Origin of the sequence: Nocardiopsis sp. NPDC006938, assembly GCF_042869555.1 — a bacterium.
Lineage (GTDB): Bacteria > Actinomycetota > Actinomycetes > Streptosporangiales > Streptosporangiaceae > Nocardiopsis.
The window spans coordinates 266,687-280,985 of record NZ_JBIAGA010000003.1 but is presented as its reverse complement, the minus strand read 5'-3'; the positions used below and the strand labels follow the sequence as shown (position 1 = coordinate 280,985).

The following is a 14,299-nucleotide window of genomic DNA, read 5'->3' as shown; positions in this document are numbered from 1 at the left end:
GGTGCGCGGGGTCGTGTCGCGCCCGCCTCGGCGGCCCCCGCGAGGGCGCGTGTCCGCGCCGAGGGCCCGCCGCGTTCGTCCGCTTCCCGGGACGCCCTGGTCAGCCGACGCACTCGCAGTGCGGGAGGACCACGTTCAGGACGGTCGCCACGGCGGTGAGCGCCAACGGCAGGAGCACCGCCAGCGCGGCGACCGCGTAGGCGCCCCGCCCGGCGGTGGGCGGCGGGGCGGGGCGGACCTGACGGCGCACCCGGCGCACCGGGCAGGCCCCGGTCACCGCCAACGCCGCGTCCGGGCCCCGCTCGCCCGCCCCGGCCATGATCCCCAGGGCGTGTGCGAGGGCGCCGGGCCCCTCCTGACGCGCCGCGTGGTCGTCGGCCACCCATTCCACGAGCTCGGGAACCTCCCGTGCGGCCGCTCTGAGCAGGGGGACTCCGGGGAAGGCCGTGTCGAGCAGCCGCGTCCAGGTGACCAGGAGGTGGTGGCGTCCGCGCAGGTGGGCCCGTTCGTGGGCGAGTACGGCGCGGAGTTCGGGGCCGGTCAGCCGGTCCAGCGCGCCCCGGGTGACCACGATCCCGAACCGGCGGCCGGGCACGCAGTAGGCGGCCGGCGCGGGGCGCTCCACCAGCCAGACCCGGTCGAGGTGCAGGGTTCGGCGGTGCGCCTGGACGGCGAGCGCCCGCCCGTGCTCACGGGTCCACGTACGGCGCCGCCGTGCGCGGCGCGCCGCCGTCCACGAGAGCCGGGCCAGTCCGAGGACCCCGAGGAGTCCGGCGACCGCCACCCCTCCCTGGGCCCCGTTCTGCTGGACCGCCTGGAACAGGTCGACGCAGGCGGCGACGACGGCCTTCACTCCGGGCCCCATGACCCGTGTCGCCAGGGTCGCGAGCAGGAGCGCGCAGGCCAGCGGCCACACGACCGTGGTGAGGGTCCACAACGCGAGCGCCGCCCGGGCACTGGCGCCCGTCCCCTCCTGGAACGCGCGCAGCGCCCTGGGCCCCGCCGTGCTCCACAGCACGACGGCGGCCAGGGCGCCCACCGACCAGGTCACGGGCGCTCGTGTCGGGGGATGTCGGCGAGCAGGTCGCGGAGCAGGTCGAGGTCGCTCGGGGCCATCCGGTCGACGAAGCGCAGCAGGGCCCCCTGGGAGTCGCCGCTGTCGTCGAGGGCGCCGTGCATCCGGTCGGCCGCGTACGTGGCCCGGTCGCGCAGCGCGCGGTAGAACCACAGGCGACCGGTGCGTTCCCGGTCGACCCAGTCCTTGCGTCGCAGGTTCTCCAGGACGGTGGAGATGGTGGTGTAGGCGGGTTCGCGGTCGGCCAGCCCCTCGACGACCTCGCGCACGCTCAGCGGGCGTCCGGCGGCCCACAGGACCCCCATCACCGCGGACTCCAGTGACCCGAGCCCCGGAACCGTGTTACTCATGGCCCGCCGTTCCTCATGCGCTTCTCCGTCCCAGGATAGGCAGCCCCGCGCGTCGGAGGCCGGATCGGTGGCGGGCCCCCGCTCGGGAGACCGAGCGCAGCGGTCTTCGGAGACCGTGCGGTGCCGTCCTCGGGGGCCGCGCCCGCCCGGGGGTGTCACTGCGCACGCCCCGCCGCCCCTCCGCTGGCCGGGGAGTCCCCCTCCGGTTCGGGCTCCGCGTGTTCGGACCCCTCGCGTTCGGACCCCACCGGTTCGGGCCCCTCGCGTTCGGACCCCTCCGATTCGGGGGCCTCTCCTGCGGGACCCTCGTCCTCGGCACGGTTCCGGCGGCGTGAGAGCACGGCGGCGCCCACCGCGAGCGCGGCCACCACGGCCAGCGCCACCAGGGCGACCAGGTCGGTACCGGTGCCCAACCGGACGAACACGTCCTGCGCGCGGTCGGCGGTCTCGGCCATCCAGGACGATCCGGGCAGCCCGGTCATCGAGGCCGTGCCGTCGAAGGCCACGAACAGCGCGCCGATGGCTACGAACAACCCGCCGGACAGCAGGGCCGTGGTGTGCGTGCGCAGCGGCCCCAGGGTCACGGTCCGCCCCCGCAACCAACGGCGCCCGCCCAGGTCGAAGTGGTCCCAGAGCAGGGCCAGGAAGAACATCGGCAGCACCATGCCCAGCGCGTAGGCCGCCATCAGGAGCGTCCCGCGCCCGGGTGTGCCGGTCGCCGCCACCGTGAGCACCGCGCCGAGGATGGGCCCGGAGCAGAACCCGGCGAGGCCGTAGACGGCGCCCAGACCCAGGACCGACAGGTTGCCCTGGCCCCCGGCGAACCTGCTCTGCGCGCGGGCCATGACCCCCCAGGTGAAACCGAGGCCGAGGATCTGCGCGATCCCGAAGGCGATGATCACTCCGCCCGCCACCGTGATGAGCAGGTCGCGGTGCCCGTAGAAGAGCACGCTGACCATCGCCGATCCGGCTCCGAGGGGGACCAGGGTGAGGCAGAGCCCGGCGTAGAACACCACGGTGCGCAGGAGCAGCTGGCCGGTGTCGCGGAACGCGTAGGCGAAGAACGACGGCAGGAGCAGGGCGCTGCACGGGCTGAGCAGGGCCAGCAGGCCGCCGAGGACCGCGGCGACGTACCCGATGTCCACGGCGGTCACTCCCCGGCCGCGGCGAGCGCGGTGTCCACGCTCCGGACGAACACGTCGAGGGGCTGCGCGCCCATGACCGGGTCTCCGTTGATGACGAACGCGGGCGTGGCGCTCACCCCGATCTGCTGCCCCTCCACGAAGTCGTGGCTGACGGCGAGACCGGCCTGTTCGGCGTCGGCGTCCTCCCGGAACCGGTCGGCGTCGAGGCCGAGTTCCTCGACGATGTCGTCGAGGAGCGCGTCCGGGTCGTCGCTGGACTTGAGTTCCTCCTGCTGGGCGAACACGGCCTCCTGGTACTCCCAGAAGGCACCCTGCTCACCCGCGGCGACCGCGCCGAGGGAGAGGGTGCGGGACAGGTCGCCCAGGTAGGGGAACTCGCGCCACTCGATCCGCAGGTCACCGGACTCCACGTAGCGCTCGACGAGTTCGGGCTGGGTCTCCTGGGCCCAGGAGGCGCAGTAGGGGCAGGCGAAGTCGGAGTAGGCGACCAGGACCACGGGCGCGTCCTCGCTGCCGAGGGACATGGGGTCGTCGGCCTGTCGGCGGGCCAGTGTCTGTCCCCACGCGCGCTGGTCTGCGTCGATGTGGTCGACCACCGAGGCCTCGTCGGGGGCTGCCGCCTCCTGTTCGCCTCCTTCGAGGCGCAGGCCCACGACCACGGCGACGACCAGGGCGGCCACGACCGCGCCGCCGATCAGGAGCGGTGACAGCCCGCCGCGCCCGCGCGCGCCGACGCCCTTGGCCCCGGCCCCCTTGCGGCCCCCGTCCCGTGGCTTCACAGCGTCCTTCGGCATACCGACCCCCATTTTCTATGCTGGATAGAGACTACTCTATGCTCCATAGAAACAAGGTGGGACGCACCGGCGCGGACGAGCCCGGGGCCCACTCTCCCGGAAGGACGGAACATGCGCGACTGGGGCCCGCGCCAGTGGGCGACCGCGGCGGCGGGGACCGCGCTGACACTGGTGATCCTCGGACTGCCCGCGGTACTGATCCCCAACGGGATCTTCGCCCGGGAGATCGAACCCGCGTGGTGGTCGCACCCCGTCTGGGTGGCCGCGGCCGTGCTGTCCGGACTGCTCATGGGCGCCTACACCCGGCCCGCGACCGGGGGATCGGAGGGCCAGGGCGGCAAGCGGGGCCTCGGCGGCGGACTCCTCGCCTGGTTCGCGATCGGGTGCCCGGTGTGCAACAAGCTCGTCCTGCTGGCGCTGGGCACCAGCGGCGCCATGGCCTGGTTCGCCCCGATCCAACCCCTGCTCGCCGCCGCCGGACTCGCGCTGCTGGCCGTCGCCCTGCGGGCCCGGCTCCGGGCGAACGCCTCCTGCCCCCTCCCGGGCACCGCCACGTCGTCACGCCCGGATTCGGTTAGCCGGGGCCGCTAGCGGAAAGAGTGGGAGGACACCCCCACGCAACCGGAGCGAGGCCGCCCAGGCGGAGAGGTAGGAAGGACCATGACCGGTAACAGAGGAGTCGTGTACCAGGGCCCCGGCAGGGTCGAGGTCGAGGACATCGCGTATCCGGACTTCGTGCTGCGCGACGGCCCCGGAGTCAACCCGGCGAACGTGGGACGCGAGGTCCCGCACGGGGTGATCGTGAAGGTCGTCGCCACCAACATCTGCGGCAGCGACCAGCACATGGTCCGGGGTCGCACCACCGCGCCCCAAGGGCTGGTCCTGGGCCACGAGATCACCGGTGAGGTGGTCGAACGGGGCCCCGACGTCGAGTTCGTCCAGGTGGGCGACCTCGTCTCGGTCCCGTTCAACATCGCCTGCGGGCGCTGTGTGAACTGCAAGTCCCGGCACACGGAGATCTGCCTCAACGTCAACCCGGACCGGCCGGGCTCGGCCTACGGGTACGTGGACATGGGCGGCTGGGTCGGCGGGCAGGCACAGTACGCGCTGGTGCCCTACGCCGACTGGAACCTGCTGAGGTTCCCCGACCGCGACCAGGCCCTGGAGAAGATCCTGGACCTCACGATGCTCTCGGACATCTTCCCGACGGGCTACCACGGGTGCGTCAGCGCCGGAGTGGGCGTGGGGTCGTCGGTCTACGTGGCCGGTGCCGGACCCGTGGGGCTCGCGGCGGCCGCCTCGGCCCAGCTGCTCGGCGCCGCGGTGGTGATCGTCGGCGACCTCAACGAGGAACGGCTCGCCCAGGCGCGCGGGTTCGGCTGCGAGACGGTCAACGTCGCCGCGGGCGACCCCGGCGACCAGATCGAACAGCTGCTCGGCGCGCCCGTCGTCGACTGCGCGGTCGACGCCGTCGGGTTCGAGGCGCACGGGACCGGCGACGACGCCGTCAAGGAGGCGCCCGCGAGCGTCCTGAACACGGCGATGGACGTCACCAAGGCGGGCGGGGCCATCGGTATCCCCGGCCTGTACGTGACCGGCGACCCCGGCGCCTCGGACGAGGCGGCCAAGGTGGGTTCCCTGTCGATCCGCTTCGGGCTGGGCTGGTCGAAGTCGCACGCCTTCTTCACCGGCCAGTGCCCGGTGATGAAGTACCACCGCGAGCTGATGGCGGCGATCCTGAACGACCGCGTGCGGATCGCCGACGCGGTCAACGCCGTGGCCATCCCGCTGGAGGACGCTCCCGAGGGCTACCAGTCCTTCGACCAGGGTGCGGCGAGCAAGTACGTGCTCGACCCGAACGGCTACCTGGGCACCTGAGCGCGTGCCTCGGGGCGGCGGTCGGCGGCTCCGCCGCCCCGGGGCCGCCGCCTCCGCGCGCCTGCTCCGGGTCCCGGGCCACCAGGCCCCGAGACACGAGCCGAGGAGGGCGGAGGGCGGGCTACCCCCCGGAGATGCGCCGGGACACGTAGAGCACCGCCCCGGCGGCGAGGGCCGCGATGCCCATGGAGGCCACGAGGGAGGCCAGACCGAGGATCACCCCCTCCAGGGCGACCCAGGACTCCAGGAAGTCCCGGGTGGCGGTCCGCGAAAGCACGAACACACCCATGAAGACGACGAACGCGATGATCGGGGAGAACTTTTCCACTCGTTCATTATGCGAGGTGCGGGCCGGTCCGCACATCCGGGAGGCACGAGCCCCGAACGTTCGCGTTCGACCGAATGGTGAACGTATCCGCAGGTCGACCGGGTTCGTCCGTCCTTGCGAGCGGGTACCACCCGACTGTGACCGGCCTGGGGGAGGCCGGTCCCGGAGCACGGAGGAGAGCGGATGCGCGCCACCATCGGAGACCAGTTGCACACGCACGGCGTCACCAGTTCCAAGGGCGAGCACGAGGCCGAGATCATCGACGTCCTCGGGGCCGATGACGGCCCGCCCTACCTGGTCCGCTTCGCGGACGGTGAGGAGCGGGTGGTCTACCCGGGCCCACGGACGGTCGTGCGCCCCCGCACGCCGAGCGACTGACCGGCGGGGCCCCGGCCCGGTTCCGACCGCACGGGCCGGGGCCCCGGGGCGCCCACACCGTCGATCGGGGCTCCGAGTCGTGCCGTCACGCCACGGGGGTGCGGATCAGGAAAGGCGTGGAGACTGTCGCACCCGGCCCCACAGACGAGACGGAGGATGACTTGACCCATCCGAAAGATACTCCTGATCCAGGTCGAGAACGCCACCCCGCGCCAAGTGGAGTCGTATCGCGTTTCCGATCGTTGAATCACCCTCCTCGACAAGAGAAGCCAGAGCCATCTCGGTTCTCATCAGACCCTCACCGTAAGCCCGATTAGAGACCATCGACTGGAGCCCACCGAGGGGATCGGAGAAGAAGTGCGGTGAGATTCTTGAAACCTGTCGGATAAGCTCATCCGCGGCAGATTTGCCACAGGCAGCCCGCGTACCGGCGACAGCTAGCGGGATGAGTCGCTTGATTTGCATCCACAACGCTGCTTCATTGAGGTCATCTGACAGAGTTCCCACCAGAGCTTCTGAGAATACCGCCCAACCTTCACTGCTGTATCGATCCCGAAGAAACGCGTACTTTCGGAGTACACCGGTCTTGGATGCCTGATGATTCGCCGAGTGACCAGGTATTCCCTCATGCGCGAGCGCGAGCAGAAACGCAGCGACATCCCGTCTGGACGCAGAACGCCAGTGAAGAGATTCCGGATTCACGTACACATGGCCAGTGGTTCCAGAGGGGAGGAACATGGCTTGAGGCACTATGCGACGCATCGCCGGCCCGGGCTCAGACAAGGAAGGGGACGAGAGAGCGAGATCATCAAAAAATGCTTCCGCAGATCTTGACCAGAATTCAGTGATGGCCGACTGAGAATCGCCAACGGCACGGAGGGAGGGCTTCACGGATACCTCCGAGTCGATATTCGACCATGCCCCACGATGTTGCTCCGCAGCGTGAAGAAGTCTTTCTGTGACATCAGAATGGTCTATATTGATCGGTCCCATGGAAGGACACAGTGGCTGCCCCAGGACTTCACGGACTGAAGTATCAATTTCCTGCCTCGGACCGAAAGCACGACCAAGGGTACTACCGCCGACGATCACATCGAACTCTGCGAATCGTGATGAAGTGTTTGGACCTCCATGCGCATGGACTGAATCCACAATCCATCGCAGATGATTACCAGAGGCTTGAAAACTCGAACGATGATCAGTCAGATGTTCTTCTTCCAGCCATGCGTCTCGAGCGATGAACGTGCTGCGAAGCAGCGAAGGCGAATCCAGGATTCTTACAAGCCACAGGCGCTGACACTCAGCCCATCGCGACAGGCATCCCAGTATCATCGCGTGATCTTGACAGTAACGACACTGTTTGCGTGCGTTACTAATTCTCTCCATTTCGACCCGGCTACATATCTGGATGAGGTCATCTGCGGCAGATACAAAGTAGTCAACCCCTTCCTCCCCATGCGGTTGGATACTCATTCCATCAAGCCAGGCGGCGAAGGGGCGGTATTTGGTGAACCAATCCCTGGCCAGATCGCAAGCATCTTCCACCGTGCATGACGGATTCATGAGTGGCCTTCTCTCCGCAACGCCCACCGTTCAAAAATGACAGAGAAGATAAGCCTGAACAGCCACCCCAGGGGATAGCTTACAAAGAAGGCTCCGATACCAAATTCATAAAGCAGAAAGATTCCAGCAGGCAGCTGCACCAGCCAGGTGCTCACAACGTTTGCCCACATGTCTTCTTGCATTCTCTTCCGGGCTCTCATTCTCGCGACATAGGACATTGAAGCCGCCATCGGAACTGCCGCTATCGCCACAATGAGGAAGAGATTCGAACTCTCGTCAACCACAGATTGGTCACTGCTCATCAGAACACCGACAAACGGGGAGGAAATCGCCAGCATCACCCCAGCAAGAATTCCAACACAGAGAATCGCTAGGTTGGTATTTCGATCCGCCCGTGCAGAATCTTGCTCTCCCCCCATGAGTCTTGCCAAAGTGATGATTCGGGCCGCAGCAAAGCCGGAGATCACCAGAAAGACAATTTCATGGAGTCGCCAGGCCAACATGGCCGCCGCGAGTTCCTCTGAACCCTGGCGGCCGACGAAGGCAACGAGAACTACAGTTGAAGCGTAATCCGCAAGCGCAGACACTACCGCAGGCCAGGTGACTTTGAGGAAGTCTCTGATCGGAAATTGAGTGACAGCAGCTTCGCTATCTTCCTCGATACCATCCTTATTGAGGAAGTAGGACGACCTGAAATAGGCGACACAGGTGGCAATGACCGTGGCCAGGAATGTAGCCACACCGTCACCCGTGGCTCCGAGCTCCGGAAAGGGCCCCACACCGAAAACCAAAAGCCAATCCAAAAACAGATTGGTCACCACTAGTGTGCTGGCAGCCTCTAGACTGACTCTGGTTCTGCGATGGGCAGAGGCAACAGCCAGTCTAATGGTCAGGACCATGAAAACCGGTAGGGCGAGGGCTCGGAAAATCAGATACCCTTCCCCCTCCTCTGCCAGCACGGTGCTCTGGGAGAGGGCAAAAATGATCTCTCTACTGAAGAAGCACATCACGATGGCGATCGTTCCTGCCGCCAACAGAGAGAACAGCAGCGCTCCTCTTGTAAGGAGCCTGGACTCCGGGCCGTTGCCGTTACCAACAGACCGACTCAGGAGTACCCGATATCCCATCAACGCACCCAGGAGTACGTTCGTGCAGAGGTCAGCAACCGAAGCACCAAGCGCGACCGAAGCGAGTCCGGTCGTGCTGTAATGACCCATGATCGCCGTATCCACGGTGCTTGAGAGGATAGTCAGACTACTTGCCGCAATCAGGGGAAGCGCCAGGAGCATGAATGCACGAATACTATCCTCAGAATCCGAGGACTTACGAGCGCGCTTTACTGCAATCATAATATCTTTCCGCAAGCACAGATTAATACCCAGGGAAAAGTAGCCTCATCGGCTCTCTTTTCCCTAGGCATTCATTTGCGTTCTCTGCTCAAAGTCAGGCCAGGGCCATCCAGGCTTGATCTCTAGGCGAAACTGAGATTGTACAGCAGCTGATGCCTTTCCGGCGAGCTCTGAAATAGGGAGAGTGCCTCACTGTCACGCGCAGCCGGGGTGATGTGTACTTGCTTCTGAAAAGACGTGACTGCGAGCAGGAGTTGACCTGCAACGATACCTGTATCCACATAAAGGTTTCTGAGCGCACGTTCGTGCCTGTATCGCCACTGGTATCTTTCGAAGTCGGCGATCATAGTCACGGTTGCAGCTGCCGTAGTAGGTGCCGACTGCCCCGCCAAGGCCTTCTGCATGCTTGCTCGGAGTACCTTCTCCTCCATTTCCTGGACTTTTCCGAGCTCATGTGGATAGACAGAGTAGTAGTAGATTCCAGGAGAGATCCCGTCCACATTGTAGATGCTGACGTAGATATCCAATGCACTTCCGAGGCTACGCAGAAGGTCCACCGGATCATCGGAGATCTCGGCACGTTTGCGAAGTTCCCTGACTCGATGAAAACCGAGCGTCAGAATATTCGAGAACTCTTCCAGTGAAAGCCTTCTTGGCTGAGGTCTCGGAAGGGACCTTCTGACACGTAGAACTTCACCGAGCGACGTACTCGGAGCGTTCGTGAGTGGTGGTAGTGAGATTCTATCTTCAAAGCTCGGGACGGGTGGAAGATGCCCGTTGCGCTGATAGTCTCTCAGAGTCTCGTGGCGGACCTGACCCGTGTCGTCAGCGCTGTCCGAGAACTCTTCCACTCGGGAAAAGAGATAGTAGGGCAGTGACCACGTCCAATTTCTCTTATCCCAATGCTCCACATCTGACGGTGCCACTCTTTCGCGAGTGTCCTCTCCCAGGACCATATTCCGATTCCGATCGGAGTAGATCAAATCAAGGGCGGATCGGGATGACAGCAGATACTTCTTCTTCGCAAATGGCAGAATGAGCTCTACATCGTGCTTGGAGTCCGCTTCGGTGCCATTGAGCGGAACCGGGCGGAGGTAGAATTTGTCGCCCATCTTCACTTCTGCTCTCCATTCCGAATTCCGTCACCGATGCCAACTGCGAACAAAACTCCTTCCTTTAGAGGTTCCAGATTGAGGATCTCTTCGACTTTCGAGTCGCTGACCCCGTGTTGTGCGAAGGCCCTTAGGCCAATAGCATGGCTTGATGCTTCGATTGTGGCGGTGATGTGGCCGACATCCATGAAAATCGAGCGAAAAGTTCTGGGCTCCCTGTACCTGTACATATTCCGTTCGAACTGGCTTGTCATGACAATCACTGCCTTGACCGGAAAATCTGCCCGAAATATTCCAGGCATGATTCTCTTCACAGGGATGTCGCCTTCGTCAGACACTTTGATGAGTTCATTCTTCTCCATGGAGAAGTGATACCATCCTGGTTCCATTCCTGGAACATCTATGATGCGTACATAGCCTTCCGTAGGATGCCGAGAACCACCCGAAGGGCTTGTTCTGCGGATCAGCGGCCGATATTTCCCAGGCACATCTCGGCCGTAGCTTCCGATTTGACCGAAGGCGATAGCCATAATGCTCTGAATCGAATCTCGATCACACGCAGCACCTTCAGGACTTCGGCATAGAGACTCATGTAACGTCGGCTGGAGCTTCTGAATGGAATCCAGAGCGGTCGGAGCCTGGTATGTGACGCCATTACCGGACGTGGTCTTGTAGCGAAGATGATCTTCCTGCTCATCAATATATCCAAGCATCGCCTCTCGGTCTTGATCCCGACCCTTGCTGCTGTAGTCGTGGAACTCGTAGTCGTAGCTCGCCAAGTGATAGTCAGCAGCTTCTGACCACCCGTATGATCGCCATGTGGCAAGAAGGGAATCTATCCAGTTTGGGATCTCGGAATCGATGATCAGATCTTCAGCAGCAAGCCGATCGAAGAGCTGATTCAGTCTTTCTGGAGGGACTCCTGCGTAGCTACTCACCAGATCCAGAGTAGACTCTTTGCCCCCTGGCTCAGAAAGGGCAATGCACATAGCCGCCGCATGTCGTCCGATCCGATAACTCTTCTTCCGATGGAGATCGAAGGCCACCCATTCCTTACCCTCGATCCCAGCTTTCGGGGAAATTCTGACCCCAGGGGCCAGTCTCCATGATCGAACCGTGGTTTCCATGTCTTGAATGTCTTTCCTAGTGCGCCATATCAGAGAGTTCGATTTCGATATCGCCCTCCGCTGTGCTTTGCATCAAGCAAGGGCCCGACTGGCCGACACCCGGGCCCTTTCCGTCTTTTCCAAGCACGAAGGGGCGCGAGAATCCGATGGAGCTTTCTCGCGCCCCCATTCACTACTTATGAAGTAATGACTAGATGGGGTCCATCCGCATCTGCAGAAGAGCCGCAGGCGCTTCCTCGGCCTCGACGATCATGAACTCGTCGGAGCTGGGAACCTCGACGTTGATTTCCTTTTCCTGATCCATACTGCGACCTCCACGGTTGTTCTCATATCGAATGTCGGGCTGACATCCCGCATGATGCTAGCCGCTGCGCTTTTTTCTCTGCAAGGTTCTTGTCGGAGTGAACGACGCATCTGACACGCCGTCAAAGCTCTGGTGTGATCGCTGGCCACCAGCATCGCAACTACCGATAGCCACCCTTCAACCACCAAAAGTCACGTCACGGGACTTGTTCACATTGCGCATTGATGCTGGTCATAGATTTGTAACAATAGAACAACGCCCACCTGTTGTTGTTCGTGGCCGCTGGTGTTGATCCTGCTCTTCTGCGCACTGTTCTAATCGGACTTATCGGGCAGTTATTGATTTCTGCCCCACGGTTAACAGGATCAGTTGAGGACCCTCGGCCAGAGCAGCCGTCTGACGAACGAGGGCTTCGGTCACTGCTGTGCCCCACCTTTCGGGTGCCCGGGCAGATGTTGGACCAGCTAGGACCATCACGACAGGTACTCGCGGTACGAGTTGCCATGCGAGCCGAAGAGCCCATCGCGGTCTGGCGCGCCCAGGTACGGCCGCAGGAGACGGAGGGAGTTGAAAAATCTACGGGGAAAATCGCCTTTGCCGAGACCAGTGCCAGTGGCCTTCCTTCGGTTCGGCACTCCCCAGGGGACGCGTGGCCATACCTGGCTCATGCCGGTGCCGGATGAGCCGCGCCCACGTCCCACCAACAGGTGATCCGTATGTCCTGCCTGGTGGTGCGCGGTGAATGGGAGGACGCGTTTGTTCGGCATTATGTGTCATCGAGCCTGACCCAATACGCAGTGCTTGAGTCCATTTCAGAGTGCACTTCACGGCGCTGGTGACTGTGGTGACGGAGCATCAATCCTCGTATACCACCCACTGAGAGAACCGGGAATGGCGTCCATGCGTTGAAGCAATTCCCTCGCGCCGGACCTCCATTGGCTGTTGATGGCACAACGGAAACCATTTCGTGCTGTGTGTAGAACCGTGAGCACACTCTTGAACGTTTGCGGAGCTTCTCAGCGATCTTGGTCAGGCACCACTGATGATCGACGGTCCCTGGTCTGGGTGGCGGACCAGGACGCGCGCACCTTCTCCTCTTGTTCGGCGAAAGTCGGCAACCGTCGCACTCGTGTCCGTTGTGGCGTCGTGTACTCCGGCAGTGGCAAGGCGGCAGCGGTACCGTGGCATCTCGCGCGCTCGCCCGGCCCTCTCGGGGGTGGGGCATCTGGTCATCCCCCGACGGGGATCAGCGCCTTCCCCTTCTGCGACAGCCACAGGAACGGCAGGTGCGTTTCCGGGTCCTTGGTGTGCTGGCGCAGGCAACGGTCCAGGGCATCGTCAGCGAGTGCGTCACTTCACATACCGGCTCTCGTCGCCCTTGCCGGTCACGAGGGCCCTGCGCTTGTCCAGGCTGACGTCACCGGCATTGAGGCCCGCGATCTCGACCAGGCGCACACGGGTGTCTCCCAGGAGATCGATGACGGCTCTGTCGCGCGGTTCGCAAACGTCACCGCGCTCGGTCTCGCCCCGGTCACGCGGGGTCGGAGGACTCGATGGCTCTCCAGGCGTCGAAGCCACGTAGAAGTGACTTCGCCCGGGGAGTCATCCCAGGTCAGGCATGAAAAGAGCCGACGAGGGGACTTGAACCCCTAACCTATCGCTTACAAGGCGATTGCTCTGCCAATTGAGCTACGTCGGCCGACCGCCGGGGCCTGGGCCCCGGTACGTCCAAGCTGAATGGTACCGGGTCCGGTGCCGGGTGTCCTACTCGGCACCGGGACCGGGCTAGCCCGCGTCGGCTCCCCGGCGGCGGGCCACCTCGTACAGGGACACCCCGGCCGCCACGGAGGCGTTCAGGGACTCCGCGCCGCTGATCGGAATGCTGGCGACCACGTCGCACACCTCGCGCACCAGACGGGACAGGCCCTTGCCCTCCGAACCCACGACGACCACCAGCGGGCCGGTGGCGAGTTCGAGGTCCGGCAGCTGGGTGTCGCCGCCCGCGTCCAGACCGGCGACGAACAGACCCGCCTTCTTGTAGGTCTCGAGCGCCCGGGTCAGGTTGGTGGCCTGGGCCACCGGCAGCTTGGCCAGGGTTCCGGCGGAGGTCTTCCACGCGGACATGGTGACGCTGGCGGTACGCCGCTCCGGGATGAGCAACCCGTGCGCGCCGAAGGCCGCGGCCGAACGCGCGATGGCGCCCAGGTTGTGCGGGTCGGTGACCCCGTCGAGGGCGACGATCAGCGGCGGGGTGTCGGAGGCCAGGGCCTTGTCGAGCAGGCCCTCGGCCGCCCAGTACTGGTACGGGCGCACCTGGAGGACGATGCCCTGGTGGGTGGCGCCGGGCAGACCGTTGCTCTCGCAGCGGCGGTCCAGGTCGGTGCGGTTGACCTCGACGACGTCCACGCCCTGGGCGCCCGCCAGTTTGGCCGCCTCGTTGACACGGTCGTCCGGGTCCAGGCTGTTGGCCAGGAACAGGCGGGTCGCGGGCATGCCCGCGCGCAGCGCCTCGACCACCGGGTTGCGGCCGATCAGGAGGTCGGAGTTGTCCGGCCGGTTGGGCGAACGCTCCTTGCGGGGGCTGTCCGAGGCTCCGGCCGGGCCGCCCGTCTGCGCCGCGCGCTTGTTGGCCTTGTGCCGCTGCTTGCCGTCGTACCAGTGCCGCTGTTCGGCGGGCAGGGTGCCGCTCTTGGCCTCCAGGGAACGCCGACCCTTGCCGCCGCTGCCCTTCGTGGGGCCCTTCTTGCTCTTCTTCGCCGGCATGGTCGCCGCCTCCCGTTACGTGTCGCGGGCATGCCGGAAGAGCTCTTCCGGCCGATGGGGTAGCCGCGGCGCCGAGGGGCGGCGGCAAACTCCCAGCCTAGTGCCGCCCCGGCACCACACGCGTCGGTGCCGG

General features: G+C 64.6%; 13 protein-coding genes and 1 tRNA gene. 4 read left to right on the top strand and 10 right to left on the bottom strand.

Annotated elements, in window-relative coordinates; genetic code table 11:
* Positions 1–100: 100 nt before the first annotated feature.
* The 4 genes from ACFYL4_RS06725 to ACFYL4_RS06710 all read right to left on the bottom strand — a co-directional run bounded on the left by ACFYL4_RS06725 (position 101) and on the right by ACFYL4_RS06710 (position 3,364).
* Positions 101–1,051 carry a M56 family metallopeptidase gene (locus tag ACFYL4_RS06725; RefSeq protein ID WP_387516988.1) on the bottom strand — a complete coding sequence of 317 codons (951 nt, stop codon included), beginning with the start codon at positions 1,049–1,051 and terminating at the stop codon, positions 101–103.
* Complete coding sequence (locus ACFYL4_RS06720; RefSeq protein WP_387516986.1) at positions 1,048–1,425, bottom strand: BlaI/MecI/CopY family transcriptional regulator; 378 nt, start codon at positions 1,423–1,425, stop codon at positions 1,048–1,050. The genes ACFYL4_RS06725 and ACFYL4_RS06720 overlap by 4 nt, the downstream gene beginning before the upstream one ends.
* A 155-nt stretch (positions 1,426–1,580) precedes the next feature.
* Entirely contained in the window at positions 1,581–2,570 is a 990-nt protein-coding gene (locus ACFYL4_RS06715) for a cytochrome c biogenesis CcdA family protein (RefSeq protein ID WP_357756795.1), read from the bottom strand.
* Between the two features lie 5 nt (positions 2,571–2,575).
* Positions 2,576–3,364 (bottom strand): thioredoxin domain-containing protein, encoded by a 789-nt coding sequence (locus ACFYL4_RS06710; protein ID WP_357756792.1) that lies wholly within the window; start codon positions 3,362–3,364, stop codon positions 2,576–2,578.
* A gap of 111 nt (positions 3,365–3,475) precedes the next feature.
* Here ACFYL4_RS06710 and ACFYL4_RS06705 point away from each other — a divergent pair, with 111 nt between their 5' ends.
* Both ACFYL4_RS06705 and fdhA read left to right on the top strand, forming a co-directional pair.
* Positions 3,476–3,955 (top strand): hypothetical protein, encoded by a 480-nt coding sequence (locus tag ACFYL4_RS06705; protein WP_357756789.1) that lies wholly within the window; start codon positions 3,476–3,478, stop codon positions 3,953–3,955.
* A gap of 69 nt (positions 3,956–4,024) precedes the next feature.
* Entirely contained in the window at positions 4,025–5,242 is a 1,218-nt protein-coding gene (gene fdhA, locus ACFYL4_RS06700; RefSeq protein WP_357756786.1) for a formaldehyde dehydrogenase, glutathione-independent, read from the top strand.
* Positions 5,243–5,363: 121 nt separating this feature from the next.
* On the opposite strand, the gene ACFYL4_RS06695 is transcribed toward fdhA, so the two are convergent.
* Entirely contained in the window at positions 5,364–5,570 is a 207-nt protein-coding gene (locus ACFYL4_RS06695; RefSeq protein WP_357756783.1) for a hypothetical protein, read from the bottom strand.
* 183 nt (positions 5,571–5,753) lie between these two features.
* On the opposite strand from ACFYL4_RS06695, the gene ACFYL4_RS06690 reads away from it, so the two are divergent.
* Together ACFYL4_RS06690 and ACFYL4_RS06685 are read left to right on the top strand one after the other, a co-directional pair.
* Positions 5,754–5,948 (top strand): DUF1918 domain-containing protein, encoded by a 195-nt coding sequence (locus ACFYL4_RS06690; RefSeq protein WP_357756780.1) that lies wholly within the window; start codon positions 5,754–5,756, stop codon positions 5,946–5,948.
* 1,194 nt (positions 5,949–7,142) lie between these two features.
* Positions 7,143–7,502, top strand: a complete 360-nt coding sequence (locus ACFYL4_RS06685) for a hypothetical protein (RefSeq protein WP_387516982.1) — start codon at positions 7,143–7,145, stop codon at positions 7,500–7,502.
* Positions 7,503–7,507: 5 nt separating this feature from the next.
* On the opposite strand, the gene ACFYL4_RS06680 is transcribed toward ACFYL4_RS06685, so the two are convergent.
* The 5 genes from ACFYL4_RS06680 to rlmB all read right to left on the bottom strand — a co-directional run bounded on the left by ACFYL4_RS06680 (position 7,508) and on the right by rlmB (position 14,166).
* On the bottom strand, positions 7,508–8,860 hold the full coding sequence (locus tag ACFYL4_RS06680) for an MATE family efflux transporter (RefSeq protein ID WP_387516980.1): 1,353 nt from the start codon (positions 8,858–8,860) through the stop codon (positions 7,508–7,510).
* A gap of 122 nt (positions 8,861–8,982) precedes the next feature.
* Complete coding sequence (locus ACFYL4_RS06675) at positions 8,983–9,972, bottom strand: hypothetical protein (RefSeq protein WP_387516978.1); 990 nt, start codon at positions 9,970–9,972, stop codon at positions 8,983–8,985.
* A 2-nt stretch (positions 9,973–9,974) separates the two neighbouring features.
* Positions 9,975–10,910 carry a SagB/ThcOx family dehydrogenase gene (locus ACFYL4_RS06670; protein ID WP_387516976.1) on the bottom strand — a complete coding sequence of 312 codons (936 nt, stop codon included), beginning with the start codon at positions 10,908–10,910 and terminating at the stop codon, positions 9,975–9,977.
* A 2,119-nt stretch (positions 10,911–13,029) separates the two neighbouring features.
* Positions 13,030–13,102 (bottom strand) — tRNA-Thr (locus ACFYL4_RS06665).
* Between the two features lie 86 nt (positions 13,103–13,188).
* Entirely contained in the window at positions 13,189–14,166 is a 978-nt protein-coding gene (rlmB, locus tag ACFYL4_RS06660; RefSeq protein ID WP_357756757.1) for a 23S rRNA (guanosine(2251)-2'-O)-methyltransferase RlmB, read from the bottom strand.
* Between the last annotated feature and the right edge of the window lie 133 nt (positions 14,167–14,299).